This is a genomic window from Methylomonas koyamae (genome assembly GCF_019669905.1).
GTDB classification, from domain to species: domain Bacteria; phylum Pseudomonadota; class Gammaproteobacteria; order Methylococcales; family Methylomonadaceae; genus Methylomonas; species Methylomonas koyamae.
Window position 1 is genome coordinate 2,698,416 of sequence record NZ_AP019777.1, and the last position, 15,059, is coordinate 2,713,474.

Consider the following 15,059-nt stretch of genomic DNA (forward strand, 5'->3'; position numbering starts at 1 on the left):
TTCTCGCAAGCATCAGCGGACGATACGGGCTATTTCCATCAGTAAGGCGTTGATTTTCAATTGGGCTTTGCGCACCGCTTCCGGATTGACGCTGAGCTTGACTTGGCCTTGTTCGCGGTAAAAACCGACGGCACCGCCCTGCTCGGCAAAGCCGTCGGCGTCGCTGACCGTCAGCACCGGCGCGCCGCTGACCTCGCGCATCAGCGCCGACAATTCCGCAACGGTCCGCTCGACGTACAAAATCTGGCAGACGTGCGGGTCGTCGACTCCCGACCAGATTTGCAGCAGGCGGCCCTTGGTGTCGCGGCTGGCCAGATCGCTCAAGATATTGACCACCGCTTCGGAGCCGACCACGCAGATGTGCAGCGTGTCGGCCGCCGCCGGCCATTCGACGAACTTGGTAAAGTTGTATAGGTAGTTCGCCTTGGTATTGGCCTCTGCCGCATCGTCGGCATGGCCGGGCTGCAGCAGCAAGCCGAGCAGTAGTCCCAGCAGCCGGACCGGCGCTCGGCAACGTCGCCGCGGTATCGGTGCGAAATCGGCCATCAAAACTCCAACCGCGCGGTCAGCTTCAGCGTCAGGCCCGGCCCGGCCAAGGTGCCGAGCGGCGAGCCGAAATTCGGCGATGTAAAATCCGAGTTAAAACCCGCGTAGTTTTTGAAATCGAATAAATTCAACACATCCAGGCGCAGTTTCATCCGCGTGTCGTGCGGCGTATCGAAACTTTTGATCAAAGCGACATCGACTTGGCGGTAACCCCACCAATTGCCGGGAAAAATGAAATCTTCGCCGCGCGGCGCGAAGGTATCGAAGCGGCAGCCGCCGCCGTTGCAATTGACGCCGGAGCGGGTTTCCGGCGTGGCCAGGGTCAGCTTGGCGGAGAAAATCAGGTCCCAGGGCAAATCGACGCTGCCGCTGGCGACGATTTTATGTTTGCGCACGCCGGCGGTGTCCAGCCAGCCGACACTATGGGTATTGGGGTATTCGAACAAATAGCTGCTGCTGTCGGCAAACGATTGCGGTTTGTTCTCTTCCGAATCGGTAAAGGTATAGGCAAAGGTCATGCCCCAACCGCTATCGCGGTCGTAGGATTTTTCGGCTTTCAGGAAGATCGAATTGGTTTTGGTCTGCACGCCGTTATCGAACAGAATCAGTTGACCGTAACCCGGCAAGGCCTGGAAGGTACCGCCGAAAGCCGAGCCCGGCGCGTAGAAGCTGCCGTCGGCATTGCGGCCGCCCAACAGCCCGACCAAGCCGTTGTAGCTAACCACGTGCGAAAAGGCGATTTCGGTGAACCAGTCGCCGATCCGGTTGCGCATGCCCAGGCTGAACTGGTCGGAGAACGGCGTTTTCAAGTTGTTGCGGATCAAATTGATTTCGCGGCTGGTCCCCGGCTGCGCGCCGGTCAGCGCCGTCAACTGCGCCGGCGAATAATTCAGGTATTCCGGCGCCCAGGCGATGCAGTCGGCCGCCGCGGCGCAATCGTAGTTCGGGTCGCCCAGAAAGTTGACGCTGTAGCTGGGATAAGTGCCCTTGGTTTGCTCCAGTTGCAACACGTCGTAGATATTGCGGTCGTAAGCGCGGGCAAAGCCGCCGAATACGACGTGGCGCTGGTCGGCCAGCAAATCGTAGGCAAACCCCAGCCGCGGCGCGATATTGTTGCTGTCGGCGCTGCGGTTATTGCCGCTGCTGATGAAATTTTCGATGTCGTAACCGGCGTTGCCGTTCTGCAGATTGCTCCAGCCGCGCAAAGCCCCTGCCACGTCGGCCGGCGTGACGAAATTCAGATAACCGGGGTTGTATTCGTAATCCCAGCGCAGGCCCAGATTCAAACTGAGGTGTTTGTCCACCTGCCAGTCGTCTTGCAAATATACGCCGAACTGGCTAACGTCGCTGGCGGTGCTGCCGTCGCCGGCCCCGGCCAGCGCCGAGGCCCAACGCACCCGGTACGGAGTGCCGGCCGGATTGTTCAAGTTGAAACTGAATTGCGGATGATAGGGATCGCGTTCCAACGCGTTCAGTTCGATCCGCTTCAGTTTGACGCCGACTTTAGCGACGTGCTCGCCGTACCAGTGCAAATCGCTGAAGGTCAAATCGTCTTGCAGGCCCGGTCCGTTCTGGCCCTTCTGTTGGTAATTGGTGCTGCCGCCGGCGTTTAATACCGAGCGGCTGGCCAGCGTGTTGCCGCTCAGGCTGCCGTCCAAACGCTGCAGCAAGACGCCGGGCGCGTTTTCGGCCGGCGTTTGCTGCCAGTTGGCGTCCTCGTAGGTAAAGCGGGCTTCGTTGACCCAATGTTCGGCGCTGTATTGGTATTTGAAGTCCAGCCTGTGCTCGCTGTTGCCTTTTTCCAGCGCATAGGTGCGGGCGTTGATGCCGCCTATTCCCAAGCTTTCGGTTTCGTCGCGGAATTTGAACGAGGCCTCCAGCAGATGCCTGGCGCCGATCGCCCAATCCAATTTGCCGAAAAACAAGTCCTGCTCGAACGGCCGGTTGAATGCGCCCAGCAACGGCTGGTAAGCGGCCGGGACCGAACCGCCGTCGCCGGCGGCGACGTTGGCGAAGTCGTCGTTGACCTTGCGTTCGTAGGCCATGAAGAAATGGGCAACGTCCCGGACGATGGGCCCGCTCAAAGTCACGCCGTACTGGGCCTGTTCGGTGTCGCGCTTGCCGGCGAGCTGTTCGCTGGGGGTGGCCGCCCGCAAATCCTGGTTGGTATGGTCGTAAAAGGCTTCGCCTTGGAACCGGTTGCCGCCGGACTTGGTTTGGACCGAGACCGCCGCGGCGGCGACCTGGTCGAACTCGGCTTTATAATTTTGGCTGATGACCTTGTATTCGGCCACGGCCGATTCCGGAAACACGTTGCCTTTACTGGAGTCCTGGCCGGCCACGCCGCCGCGTACCACATAGTTTTTCTGGCTGACGCCGTCGATGAACAGATTGACGCTGTCCGGCCGCTGGCCGCCGCTTTGCAAGCGGGTAGCGCCCTCCTCGCCGTTGACGACGTTGACTCCGGGAGCGAGGTCGGCGTAATTCAGGAAATTGCGGTTGACTTGCGGCAAGCGCTGCATTTGCTCCGGCGTCAGGTAAGTCGCCAGTTCCGACGAATTTTGTTCGGCCGGATTGCCGTCCGCAGTGGTTACATCGGGTTTCGGATCGAGCGAAATGTCGAGCAAGGCGGTCTGGCCGACCTGTAGCGTCAATTCCTGCTCGGCTTTCCGGCCGTCTGGGGCCTGCACCGAAAGCCGGTAGCGGCCCGGTTTCAAGGCCATCAGCACGTAGGAGCCGTCTGCGCGGGAGAAGGTGCGGGTCGAGAAGCCGCGTTGCAGGTGGGTGGCAATGATTTGGATGCCGGCTTGGTCGCTGCCGGCGCCGAGCCGGACTTGGCCGCGAACCATCGCCGCGCTGATGTCGGCGCGGGCCGGCGGGCAAAGCAATCCGCCGCATAAGGTTGCCATGGTTAACCAGTGCAGTAGCCGCGGCATCGTGCGGTCCGGTTTAGGCGGTGCCGGCCGAAAATCGTGCGCCGACCGCTGCGACCTTAGCTCGCATCTCCGACGGATAAGGGCTTGGGCAAGGGTTTGCCGAGGTAATACCCTTGCGAGAAGTCGATGCCGAGTTGCTTGGCTTTGATTTGGATATCGGCGCTGCCGACGTATTCCGCCACCGTACGCATTCCCAAACGGCGGGCGGCATCGACGATGACTTGGGCTATGGCCTCCGAATCCGGATCGTCGATGATGTTCATGATGATGGAGCCGTCGATTTTCAAATAATCGATTTTCAAGCGCAGCAAGTGCACGAAATTGGAATAGCCGCTGCCGAAATCGTCGATCGCAAATTTGCAGCCGTAACCTTTCATCCGGTCGACGAACAAACGGACTTCCTCGTAATTCTCGATACCCTCGGTTTCGGTAATCTCCAAAACCACTCGCGGGCCGATGCCGGGTTGCGCCAGTTTTTGGTCGATGAAGGCCACCGTGTTGCTGTCCAGAATGTCTTCCACGGTCAGGTTGATGGTAACCTCGCCGGCGCACTCGGCCAAAACCGCCACCGCCTGTTCGAAGATGGCTTTGGTCAATGCCGCGTATTGCCGGGACAATTTGGCCGCCCGCAAAAAGGTCGGCGCGATCACATCGCCGTCCTCGTCTATCATCCGCATCAAGGCCTCGTGCTTGCAGACCTTTCCGCTACGGTTGTCGACGATGGGCTGGAAAAACGGCACGATGCGGCCGTCGTTCAAGGCGTTACGGATTTTCTGGCTCCAGCGGATATTGTCCTTGTAATGCGACTTGATCTCCATTTGGTCGGTATAAACCAAATAATCGCGGCGCTCGATCCGCGCCCGCTCCAAGGCCAACGCGGCATGGGTATAGGCGTTGTCGCGGCCGAAACAAATACCGGCGGTAACGCGGATATTGATTTTGTCGTCGCCGCAATCGACGGCCACCGATTCCAACTGGTTGACGATGCTGGCGATCGAACTTTCGAAGCCGCCGGCGTCGCCCTGGTTATCGGAAAACAGCGCGAACAGGTCGCCGCCGATCCGGTAGGCCGAGGCGCGCCCGGCCGCCATTTTTTGCAGGCGGTCGCCGATTTCCAGCAACACTTTGTCGCCGTTGCACAGGCCGTAAAAATCGTTGATTGCCTTGAATTGGTCGATATTGATCATGCCGAGCATGGCCCGGCTGGAGGCTTTGCCCAAATCCTGCATCAATTTGACCCGGTTCGGCAGGCCGGTCAGGGCATCGGTAGTTTGTTGACGGATCAACTCTTCCTGTTTGATCAGATAAGTGACATTGACGCTGGTGGAGATGAATTCGCGAATGCTGCCGTCGGCGTTCAGAATCGGCACGATGGTGTTGTTGACGTAAACTTCCTCGCCGGATTTGCTCAGATTGCTGTAGGTACCGCGCCATGTCGCCCCGGATAGAATCGTGCTCCACATTTCCCGGATCAGGCCCGGCGGCGTGCTCGGGTCGCCGATCACATGGTGGGTTTTACCGATCAGTTCCTCGCGGGCATAACCGTAGGTATCGACGAAGGCATCGTTGACGTAGGTAATGACGCCGGCGGGATCGGTTCTGGAGACGATATTGGAGACGTCCGCCGCGTGCTTGTATTCGTTGAGCCGCTCCACCCGGCCTTCCAACACCCGGCGCAAGCGGCCGAGTTCGAGATGGGTTTTGACTCTGGCGCGGACTTCGTCGATATCGAAGGGTTTGGTGATGAAATCGGCGGCGCCGAGCGAAAAACCGCGAATCTTTTCGCCGGAGGCATCGACGATGGTCACGAACAGAATCGGAATATTGCAGGTCTTCGGGCTGTTTTTCAGCCGCCGGCACACCTCGTATCCGTCCATTCCGGGCATTTTCACGTCGAGCAGCACCAGATCCGGCGGCGTCGGCCCTTGCGCCAATTCCACGGCTTTCGGACCGTCGGTCGCCACCAAAATGCTGTAGTCGTCTTTCAAGGCTTCGAGAAGACCGTGGATATTTTCCGGCAAATCGTCTACGACCAAAATGGTCGGCCTACCGTTCGGCACTGCGCTGTCGTCTCTGCTCATCGGTCTGAAATCGGGATAGGGTTGGTCGAGGGTAGAAACCGCTGATTATAGTCGCCCGTACCGTTTCCGATAGGCCGCCAGCTCCAAATGCACGCCAACCCGCGCCAGCAATATATCGGCGACTACCGGTTTGGCGACGTAATCGGCGGCGCCGATTGCGTAGCCTTGGGCTGCGTCCTGATTTTCGCCGGCGGCCGTCACGAAAATTACCGGGATATCGGCAGTGGCGGTTTGGTTGCGCAAGCGTTTCAACACTTCGTAGCCGTCCATTTCCGGCATCATAATATCGAGCAGAATCAAATCGGGCGGCGCATGGCCGGCGATTTCCAACGCCTTACCGCCGCTGGTCGCCGCCTGAATCGCATATTTTCCGCGCAGGATGTTGAGCAAGGTATGCAAATTTTCGTGAACGTCGTCGACGATCAAAATTCTGGCTTTATCGGGATGGGTATCGGCCATTGAAGGTGTGATTCGTTTCGGCTGAGCAAGTGCGGCCCCCTTATAACCGGCGGAAGCGTAAAACAAGATTAGCCAATATTCCGCAGAGCCGCAATAGAATGCGCTTGCGAGGCCGGACGGCCCGATTGTTTCCCCAACTGACCGCTTCGAGATTGCATCGCGAGCAAAAAGCGTCGATTGCAATTAGACAACGTTTGAATTATCCTATGCGGCTTAGATCAGCAAGCAGCATGCCAAAGCGAAAACCGCTTCCGGTAACGATGTAGCTGGTAACGATTTAGGAGAGATGGCCGAGCGGTCGAAGGCGCACGCCTGGAAAGTGTGTATACGGAAACGTATCGAGGGTTCGAATCCCTCTTTCTCCGCCAATTAAGCATCCAACCAGATGCAAAGAAAATCAAAAACCCGCAAGTTATCTGGCTTAGCGGGTTTTTTATTGTCCAGCGACATGCAACGGGATGTATTGACATACCGTCATTAGCGGCGGTAACTCACTCCAGGCCTAGAGGTGTTACCGTCATGCCGCTTTCAGATACCGCGATCAAGAACGCAAAACCCAGAGCCGACAAGCCCTACAAGCTGCCGGATGAAAAAGGCTTATATCTGCTTGTTACCGTCAATGGCGGTAAGTGGTGGCGGTTTGATTACCGATTTGGCGGTAAGCGGAAAACCCTATCCATGGGCACTTACCCTGATACCAGCCTGAAACAGGCCAGAGACAAACGGGACGAGGCCAAAAAGCAGATTGCTGCAAATGTCGATCCCGGCATAACCCGCAAGATCGAAAAAGCCGGCAGCACCGAAAACACCCTGGCCGCCGTTGCCAAGGAATTTATGGAAGCCAACCGGAAAAGATGGAGCGCCAGCCACCATGCCCACATCGAGCAATGTTTCGAGCGTGATGTGTTTCCCTGGCTTGGCAACAGACCGCTAAAAGACCTGTCGGCGGTCGAGGTATTGGCAACCTTGCGCCGCATCGTGGATCGAGGCGCACTGGAAACCGCCGCCAGAACCAAACAATTCATCGGCCAAGCCATCCGCTACGGTATCGCCACCGGTCGAGCGGAACGCGATGTAACCGCGGATTTACGCGGCGCGCTGCCCTCACCTAACCGCGGCCATTTTCCAGCCATAACCGAGCCAAAATCCTTGGCCGAGTTGTTAAGAGATATTGACGCTTACGCCGGGAATTTTGTCGTTAGAACCGCCTTACAACTCCAGCCGTTGATATTTGCCAGACCTGCCAACCTAGCCGCCGCCGAATGGACTGAATTTGATTTGGATGCCGCCGAGTGGCGCATTGCCGCGGACAAAATGAAGATGAAGGACGCGCATATCGTCCCACTCAGCAGACAAGCCATTGCCTTGTTGCGTGATATTCAGCCGCTAACCGGTTCGAGTCGTTATGTTTTCGCCAGCAACCAAGGCAAAAAAGGCAATAAACCGCATATCAGCCGCGAATCGATTGGCGCGGCCATCCGCCGCATGGGTTACCAAGGCCAGCACACCGCCCACGGTTTTCGCACCACCGCCAGCACGCTATTACATGAGCAAGGCTATCACTCCGACATGATCGAGCGCCAACTTGCCCACGCCGAGCGCAACCGGGTTAAAGCGGCTTACAATCGCGCGCAACATTTACCGGAGCGGCGAAAAATGATGCAGAGCTGGGCGGATTATCTGGACAGCTTGAAGCCCGGCGCGCAAGTCTTTCCGTTCAGGCAAGTGAGTTAAACCGTTATAATCGAATTTAACCGGATAGCCCGACGGGGCAACAAGCGGGATTCGTCCCCCGTTTCCGGTTAATCCTTTCGGACGGCTTGCACTTTGACGGAGTGTTAAATGACAGAAAGAGCAATATTTGAACTGGCACTTTCTAAAAGAAACAAACTCGCCGAAAAAATCCTCGAACTAATCGCCAAACTTGCCAACAATGAAGAAAAGGAAATTGAACGGATAAAACGAGCCAGTAGATGGATGTTTTACAGGGTATCGAAAGATGATTTTGTTTCATCTGGTTTCGATATTCCTGCGGACAAGGAACCATCAGGCGCAGAAAAGGCTTTATCTATGGGGCTTTTATCACTTGATTCAATTTTAGAATCTATCAATGACGAAGATTTAAATGAAACAATTGAAATGATGCTTATCGCGTCTGAGTGCTTCGGCTTTGCGATGGGCTCCACTATAACCCATCATTTAAACAATATTGAACAAACTCTTTTTTATAGAAATGCAGCACTGAAGCGGCACGCCGAAAATCATGCAATTAAAGCCGACGCTTTGAAATACTATGCCGAAAATATCGATAGTTTTAGAAGCATGGAAGATGCTGCCGAAAAAATAGCGCGGAAAATCGTACCGGCAAGTGTTAGAACGGTTAGGGGATGGATAACCCAATATCACAAAAAGCTACGTTCTGCTGGCACAGCGTAAGCTCTGCAAGCAAACTATAAACTATGCCAGTAAACCGTCTTAAATATTGACACCGAACGCCATAACCTACCCTTGTTTTTTACTAGACAAGGTTAGACAAAATGCAAAATCAACAATCCGCCATTGTTCTTGGCTACCTGAGAATCTGGCAAATCGTCGGCGACCGCAAACGCGGCATTGAACCATTATTGCCAGTGGGCCGCTCGACTTTTCTGGCCGGCGTAAAATCCGACAAATATCCCAAACCCGTTAAGTTAGGCGAACGCACCACCGCCTGGAAAAAAGCCGATATTTTGGCTTTGCTGGACAGCGTGGACGGTGCCGCATGAAAGCACTAGCCAAATCATCCGCCGAAAGCCAAACCGCCGACAGCTCAATCAATCTGATTATTCACGGCAGCAGCAATCAGCTTTGCGTCGATAGCCGCGATATTGCCAAGGAGTTTGGCCGGCAGCATAAAAACGTATTACAAACGTTAGATGATTTGCTGGCCGATGGCACTATTTCGCGGCTTGAATCCAAGCCACGAAATTATCAAAAATTGGGCCGGGAATACCGCTGTTTTGAACTGAACGAAGCCGGGTTTTTAAAAGCCATGCCGTTTATCGGTGGGCGCAAATCTCGGGAAGGCCAAAAGCGACTGGTCGATGAATTCTTACGAGTCCGCAGCCAACTCGACCGGCAAGCCAAGGAACGCGAAACCCTGGCCTACCAGGTGGCGCGTTTGTCCGGCAAGGACAGCCGCGGCATTCTGACCGATGCCATTCAACAGTTTGCCGACTATGCCCGCAGCCAAGGCAGCCAGCACGCCGACCGCTATTTTGCCAACATCACCCAGGCGGTTTACAAGGCTCTGCTAATCATCGAACCGCAGGCGACCGAAATCAGAGAGTTATTGACCGCGGTACAGCTCAAAACCTTGGAACTGGCCGAACTGACCGCGGCCCAGACCTTGACCGAGGGCATGGAAAGCCAGCAGCCTTACAAAGCCATTTACCAAGCCGTGAAAACGGCCCTGGATGGCGTTGTCGGCGCTAGGGTTAAGGGAACCTCTAAAAATTCACTCTCGATCCAAGAGATTGATAGAGTCAAGGATGTAAGCAATTGATTTTAAACCCATCATCCCAACCTTCTCCCCGTGGAAGAAGGAGTTTGTTTTATTTTTAGAGGTTCCCTTAAGATTCTGGGCGGTTAGGCATGGCGGCAAGGCAGTCTAAAAAACCCTACATCGCCCAAAGTGTGGAGATGATCCGTTCTGCCGCTTACCTGGATTTAAGCGGCAATGCGGTTAAATTGCTGATCCTGATGCAAACCCATTGGCGCATGTACGAACCCGTCGCCTACAGCATCAGCGAGGCCCAGAAACGCATCGGCTGTTGCCGCGGCAAGGCGCACGAAGCCTTTCGAGAACTGGAAAGCCACGGATTTATCAAGCTGATGCTGGAAGGGCATTTCAGCAAGCAATTGGCGCGACGCTGGCGACTGACGTTTCGCGAATTCAACGACCAGAAACCGACCGATGATTGGCGCAACTGGCAGCCCGAAAATTGATTTGCTTGTTCATTATATGAACGCTGCATGCCGTATGCTGAACAAGTCATGCCGTATAGTGAACAGGTGTTCATAATATGAACGCAAAACGCCAACAATCAATCACTTAGCTTGCCGGAAAATAGCCTTGGGTGTTCACTATGCTGGATGTACCTATTGTTTACCATCCGCCCCGGCTGGATTCAGCACAAAAAAGGGCAGCAAACCGGCTACGGCAGCACGGCGGCGGAAAATTGGCTGATAACCCACCTTGCCCGGCTATTCCAGCGAAGTCATGGTAAGGCAAGGTTGTAGCAAGGCTTAATAGGTATCCAAAATAGGGTAACCAGGCTGGTAGCCATCAAAATCGCCGTTTCTCGGCCAACGTACTAATGACGACACCGGAACTAAGAAAGCAGCTTAAAGCCTACTGCCGGCGGCATGAGGCCATCTTTGCCGAATGGCGCGAGCGCGGCTATCAGTATCCGCCGCCAGTTCGCGAACCTTTCCCCGCCGAGTTTCGCGATATGACTTGCGGCGCCAAAACCCGAGCCGGCACACCTTGCCAGCAAAAGGCGATTTTCGCCAATGGCCGCTGCAAATGGCATGGCGGATGCAGTACCGGCCCCAAGACCGAAGCCGGCAAACAGCGGGCCGCTTTGAACGGAAAACGCCACTCCTTTGGCGATAGGTAACATAGGCACAATTAACCTTCTGCCTTCAGATTTTACCCAGGGAGTATCATCAGTGATAGCCTTATAACTACCAAGTGAATTGGTGTTTCGATGAGGTGCTATCGTGAAAAAGTTGGTCTTATTACTGGCCTTCATTTATCTGCAAGGATGTACATTCAAAGTCCTTGAGATGGCCCAAGGTGGCGCACCGATTAACCCTCAGTGCCCAGAAAAAGGTGTCGAAGAGGCGAATCCTTGGTGGTACGCTGCTGTTCCTTTGACTATCCCCCTGGACATCATTGGTGGCTTGATATTACTGCGTGCAGGTTTTCCATTAGGAGCTGGGCTCCCGCCAGGAGGTGATGCCTCCGATAGGTACAGCAGGAGACAGGAGCTAATCGACAAGCAGAAGTGCGAAAGCAAGATAACAGTGATCCGTGTCCCTCCAGTTAAAAGCCAAAAGTAAATATAAACCCTCACCGCCTAAGTCCCCGTGACCTGTTCCACAGCGAAAGCGAAGTCATGCCGGTAGGTAAAACTCTAGTTTCAACGGCACGGAGGAATAACGATTATGGCTGCATCCAGTTTTAAAACATCCGCCGAATATCAACGCGAACGGCGAGAACTCAACAGGCGGCACGGCGTGCGGCGATTGGATATTGAAATCGGGCCAAAGCTAATGGCAAGGCTGCAACGAGAACTGGCCGACTATGGTGCGGCCACACATCCAGGGGCGGCGTTGGTGGAGTGGCTGGACGATGTGTTACCGGAATAAAGTACGCTAAAGTACGAAAACGGTACGAACGGAAATACTCAAAAACGCCACCCCGAACGCAACACCCACGGCTAGAGAATACGCGGCGTTAAAGGGCAAAAACAACAGCAATCTGCAACATAAAATGCCGCAGGTTTGCGCGCAGTGTTCGAACCAGTCAGCGCCCTAACTACCCGATAAATCAAGCCGTTATGACACGTGATAATGTTGCAATTATGTCGAAAAAATTCGACATCCATTTTTGATCCCCACCACGAATAGTGGACATTTTGAAAAGCGAGTATTCTCAACCGAAGAGAGGTACTTGCATGAACACGAAATCGACAGGCAGCAAAAGCAGTTACACAAGGCATAGCGCCGAATACAAACAAGAAAGCCTGAAACTGGCGACGCAGATTGGCGTTGCCAAGGCGGCCAAGCAGTTGGGATTACATGAATCCCAATTTTATACCTGGCGCAAACAGTCCGAACACGCCCAAAGCGTCAGTGAACGAGAGTCCGGCCTGGCCATAGAAAATGCCCGCTTAAAACGCCAACTGGCTCAGCAAGCCGAGGAGTTGGCGATCTTAAAAAATGCGGCGACGTACTTCTCTCAGCAACTCAAGCGAGGTACGACTTCATGAAAAAGCATCGAGTTGATTATTCCCTGGCAGGCATGTGCCATTGTTTTAACGTATCCCACAGCGGTTATTACGCGTGGTTGCTACGAAAGCCCAGTCACCGGCTTCAGCGACGTGAGGCCCTGGATAAGCAGGTCAAGTTCTTGTTTTATAAATACAAGCAATGTTATGGCGCAGAAAGACTGCAGCGGAAAATGCCTAATGAAAATGGTCAGCCGTACGATCTGAAAACCATCGCCGCCAGTCTGAAACGCCAAGGTCTCGTGGCCAAGGCCGCCCGAAAACTTAAGGCTACAACCAACAGCAAGCATAATCTGCCGCTGTTCGATAACCTGCTACAGCAAGACTTTTCAGCGAGTGCACCGAATCAGAAATGGGCGGGCGACATTACCTATTTGTGGACTGACGAAGGTTGGCTGTATCTCGCTGTCATCATTGACCTGTTTTCCCGACAAGTCGTGGGTTGGTCCATGAGCGAACGGATGACGGCTGATCTGGCTTGTCATGCACTACGGATGGCGATTTTCAGGCGTAAACGCCCCAAAAACGTGATGGTTCATTCGGACCGCGGTAGCCAATATTGTTCGCACGCTTACCGACAATTGTTACAACAGCACGAATTATTGGGAAGCATGAGTGCCAAGGGCAATTGTTACGAAAATGCCTGCGCCGAGAGCTTCTTCCACTCGCTCAAGGTTGAGGCTAATTCACGGTGAACGATTTTCTACCCGTGAATCCATGCGGCAGGCCGTATTTGAATATATCGAAACGGATTACAATCCCGTTAGACTGCACTCAACCAATGGCTTTTTAAGTCCGGTTGAATTTGAAACCCAGTTTTATCAATCACTCGCTTCTTGAACTGTCCGTTTTTGATGGTGGGGATCACAAAACCACTTTGATGAACTCATTGACATTTCGCAGAGTGAACCAGTGCTGATCATACGTCGTGGTTGTCCTATAGCATTCGTTCTATCGACATCTGGAAATCTGTCTACAACCCTGTTGCAAGTGATGACGCTAATGAGCGAATTGTCTCCACTTAAAGGTGATGCAGCAGTTAAAGCATTTGATGCTTACACTCAGAAAATCAGCAGTGCTGCTGAAGAGGAAGGGTTAACAGAATACGACGTTACTGCTGTAGTTCATGCCAGTCGATAGAAGAGAGAATCTCGTTCTGATCAAATTGTTTGTTGCGACTTTTTACCTTTTCCGTCACTAGGCCTGCTAAATGCAACTGGACAGCTTCATCAACAAAGTTGGAAATATCCCCTTTTTTCATCCCTGTTCCAGCAAGATAGGTTCTTAGCGCAATATCAGTAGATTCAGAAACGACAACTGACCATCGAACTCTGTTCATTGTAAGCACCTTATGTTTAGTTTTGAGCGACAAGCTGATTATATGTGTTTATACGCACAATGCTTTTGAATTGCAGCATCACAGTTCTTAACGCTTTAAGTACTCAAGAGGTCCAAGGACATTCAGACTCCGATAGCATATACCCTAAATCCGCCCTGTGGCTTGGGGTAAGGGGATATTTGTTCACTCTAAGATTTATGCAACAAAGCCGTCGGCTTTGGTGTAGTGCTAACTCATATTGTATGTGTAACTTACCACTGTTAACTTAGACTCATCAATTTCCCAAGGATCAATAATTACCGCTTGGCCGCTCCCAATTTTTATGGTTTTTCTATTCATTTCAATAGAATGAACTAAATAGAGAATCATTTTCGTAGATTTTTTCTTACTCATTTCTACTTCGTTTTTGGTAAGAATTATTTTACTGCCATCGGTTTGTGTTCCTTTGACTTCAATAAAATATTCTTTACCATCTTTTTTTGCCACAAAATCATACGGCTTTGTAAGTGATACGTCCTCTATTTCATATCCATTACTTAAGAAATGTTTTTTGCATTTATTCATTGAATATTCTTCGACGAGCTTCTTAAGCTCTATATTAGACTGAAACCCTTGCCCCGAGCTACCAAAAGCAGAATTTTCTAGTTCTTCTGATACTTCATCTTCAAAGGTTCGAATCGACGGCCCTTCGTAATTGTTCACATATTCGATAGCTTTGAATATCCATGAGTTATGCTTATCTTTTGTTTTGATTTTATTTTTTTCGTCCCTTAAGTAAAATGCATTGGCTTGGCCTGGATTGCCTTCTTTTACACCAATTATTCCATGCCCCATGAAGAATTTTCTTTTTGCGACAGGAAGCAATACTGCATCTTTTTCATCCGCCACGATGTTGTACCCGAAATTATCTCTAGCCTTTTGGTTCTTAGGACTTTGTATATATTCATAAACTGTAGATCCTTTGTACCACCCAACTATTACTTGCCCTTTTCCAATAGGATTTTTTGAGAAAAAAATTACCAAAACATCTTGGGCAGAGTTTTTTGAAAATACAGGATTGATACGTGAGAGGTTTATTTTATATGGTGATTTCATGTGAGGCTGGAAGTATCCATATAGCTTTCCATTTAGTGCTTTAAAGTTATATGCTTCATGGCCAATTTTATCTTTATTATATTTACCGCCATCAATAGGCTTTTCATCACCCTTTTGTGGCCCTTGGTAAAATTTCATATAGCCTATACGTGCAAATAAAACATCCATCTTCAATCCTTGTATTGCTAACTAGCTATTAAATAGATTCTGTATAACCGCGAAAAAATGATCCTCTACCCTCGCGAGCAACCGCGCATCACTCGGGGCCGAGACGGTGGGCTAGACCTTATCTTGTGGAGGACTTTCACCTCCTATCCTTTGCCATCTTATCCTGGAGCACACGGCTTGGGGTCGGTTTTCCTCATTCGGCTAGGTCGAGGCCCAACGTCAACTATTAAGAATGGCGAATTCACAGTTCCGGCCAAAAGCCGACCATCAAGCTTTTTGAATCAATGGAAAGTAATGGTCTCAGAGCTGTCAGTCAACGTCAGGGTAACAGGCGCCCAAACAGCTGGCAAAGTCTGCTGCTTGGATGTCCTTGCGACCG

General features: G+C 52.4%; 14 protein-coding genes, 1 tRNA gene and 1 pseudogene. 10 read left to right on the top strand and 6 right to left on the bottom strand.

Annotated features, from left to right (window positions below; genetic code table 11):
- Positions 1 to 12: 12 nt before the first annotated feature.
- Genes MKFW12EY_RS12135 through MKFW12EY_RS12150 form a run of 4 tightly spaced genes read right to left on the bottom strand, consistent with a single transcriptional unit; the run spans position 13 to position 6,022 of the window.
- On the bottom strand, positions 13 to 546 hold the full coding sequence (locus MKFW12EY_RS12135; protein ID WP_157199377.1) for a YfiR family protein: 534 nt from the start codon (positions 544 to 546) through the stop codon (positions 13 to 15).
- Entirely contained in the window at positions 546 to 3,482 is a 2,937-nt protein-coding gene (locus MKFW12EY_RS12140; RefSeq protein WP_221053077.1) for a TonB-dependent receptor, read from the bottom strand. Before MKFW12EY_RS12140 ends, MKFW12EY_RS12135 begins: the two co-directional genes overlap by 1 nt.
- 56 nt (positions 3,483 to 3,538) lie before the next feature.
- On the bottom strand, positions 3,539 to 5,563 hold the full coding sequence (locus tag MKFW12EY_RS12145; protein ID WP_221053078.1) for an EAL domain-containing protein: 2,025 nt from the start codon (positions 5,561 to 5,563) through the stop codon (positions 3,539 to 3,541).
- 45 nt (positions 5,564 to 5,608) lie between these two features.
- Entirely contained in the window at positions 5,609 to 6,022 is a 414-nt protein-coding gene (locus MKFW12EY_RS12150) for a response regulator (protein ID WP_054761783.1), read from the bottom strand.
- 280 nt (positions 6,023 to 6,302) lie between these two features.
- Here MKFW12EY_RS12150 and MKFW12EY_RS12155 point away from each other — a divergent pair.
- The 10 genes and pseudogenes from MKFW12EY_RS12155 to MKFW12EY_RS12195 all read left to right on the top strand — a co-directional run bounded on the left by MKFW12EY_RS12155 (position 6,303) and on the right by MKFW12EY_RS12195 (position 12,918).
- Positions 6,303 to 6,390 (top strand) — tRNA-Ser (locus MKFW12EY_RS12155).
- A 151-nt stretch (positions 6,391 to 6,541) separates the two neighbouring features.
- Entirely contained in the window at positions 6,542 to 7,756 is a 1,215-nt protein-coding gene (locus MKFW12EY_RS12160; RefSeq protein ID WP_054761786.1) for a tyrosine-type recombinase/integrase, read from the top strand.
- A 108-nt stretch (positions 7,757 to 7,864) separates the two neighbouring features.
- Positions 7,865 to 8,458, top strand: coding sequence for a hypothetical protein (locus MKFW12EY_RS12165; protein ID WP_054761788.1), 594 nt, complete (start codon positions 7,865 to 7,867; stop codon positions 8,456 to 8,458).
- 101 nt (positions 8,459 to 8,559) lie between these two features.
- Positions 8,560 to 8,787, top strand: a complete 228-nt coding sequence (locus MKFW12EY_RS12170) for a helix-turn-helix transcriptional regulator (RefSeq protein WP_054761791.1) — start codon at positions 8,560 to 8,562, stop codon at positions 8,785 to 8,787.
- Positions 8,784 to 9,566, top strand: a complete 783-nt coding sequence (locus MKFW12EY_RS12175) for a Rha family transcriptional regulator (RefSeq protein WP_054761795.1) — start codon at positions 8,784 to 8,786, stop codon at positions 9,564 to 9,566. The genes MKFW12EY_RS12170 and MKFW12EY_RS12175 overlap by 4 nt, the downstream gene beginning before the upstream one ends.
- 137 nt (positions 9,567 to 9,703) lie before the next feature.
- Positions 9,704 to 10,009, top strand: a complete 306-nt coding sequence (locus MKFW12EY_RS12180; RefSeq protein ID WP_054761797.1) for a hypothetical protein — start codon at positions 9,704 to 9,706, stop codon at positions 10,007 to 10,009.
- Between the two features lie 506 nt (positions 10,010 to 10,515).
- Positions 10,516 to 10,683, top strand: coding sequence for an HGGxSTG domain-containing protein (locus MKFW12EY_RS23280; protein ID WP_373280597.1), 168 nt, complete (start codon positions 10,516 to 10,518; stop codon positions 10,681 to 10,683).
- 103 nt (positions 10,684 to 10,786) lie between these two features.
- Positions 10,787 to 11,128, top strand: coding sequence for a hypothetical protein (locus tag MKFW12EY_RS23285; RefSeq protein WP_054761799.1), 342 nt, complete (start codon positions 10,787 to 10,789; stop codon positions 11,126 to 11,128).
- A 105-nt stretch (positions 11,129 to 11,233) separates the two neighbouring features.
- A complete protein-coding gene (locus MKFW12EY_RS12190) occupies positions 11,234 to 11,437 on the top strand; it encodes a hypothetical protein (protein WP_157199380.1) in 204 nt (67 codons plus the stop codon).
- A gap of 308 nt (positions 11,438 to 11,745) precedes the next feature.
- Positions 11,746 to 12,918 (top strand): annotated as a pseudogene (locus tag MKFW12EY_RS12195) (IS3 family transposase).
- A 271-nt stretch (positions 12,919 to 13,189) separates the two neighbouring features.
- Here MKFW12EY_RS12195 and MKFW12EY_RS12200 read toward each other — a convergent pair.
- Together MKFW12EY_RS12200 and MKFW12EY_RS12205 are read right to left on the bottom strand one after the other, a co-directional pair.
- A complete protein-coding gene (locus tag MKFW12EY_RS12200) occupies positions 13,190 to 13,417 on the bottom strand; it encodes a ribbon-helix-helix domain-containing protein (RefSeq protein ID WP_054763794.1) in 228 nt (75 codons plus the stop codon).
- 228 nt (positions 13,418 to 13,645) lie between these two features.
- Complete coding sequence (locus tag MKFW12EY_RS12205; RefSeq protein ID WP_157199706.1) at positions 13,646 to 14,680, bottom strand: protein NO VEIN domain-containing protein; 1,035 nt, start codon at positions 14,678 to 14,680, stop codon at positions 13,646 to 13,648.
- Positions 14,681 to 15,059: the final 379 nt, after the last annotated feature.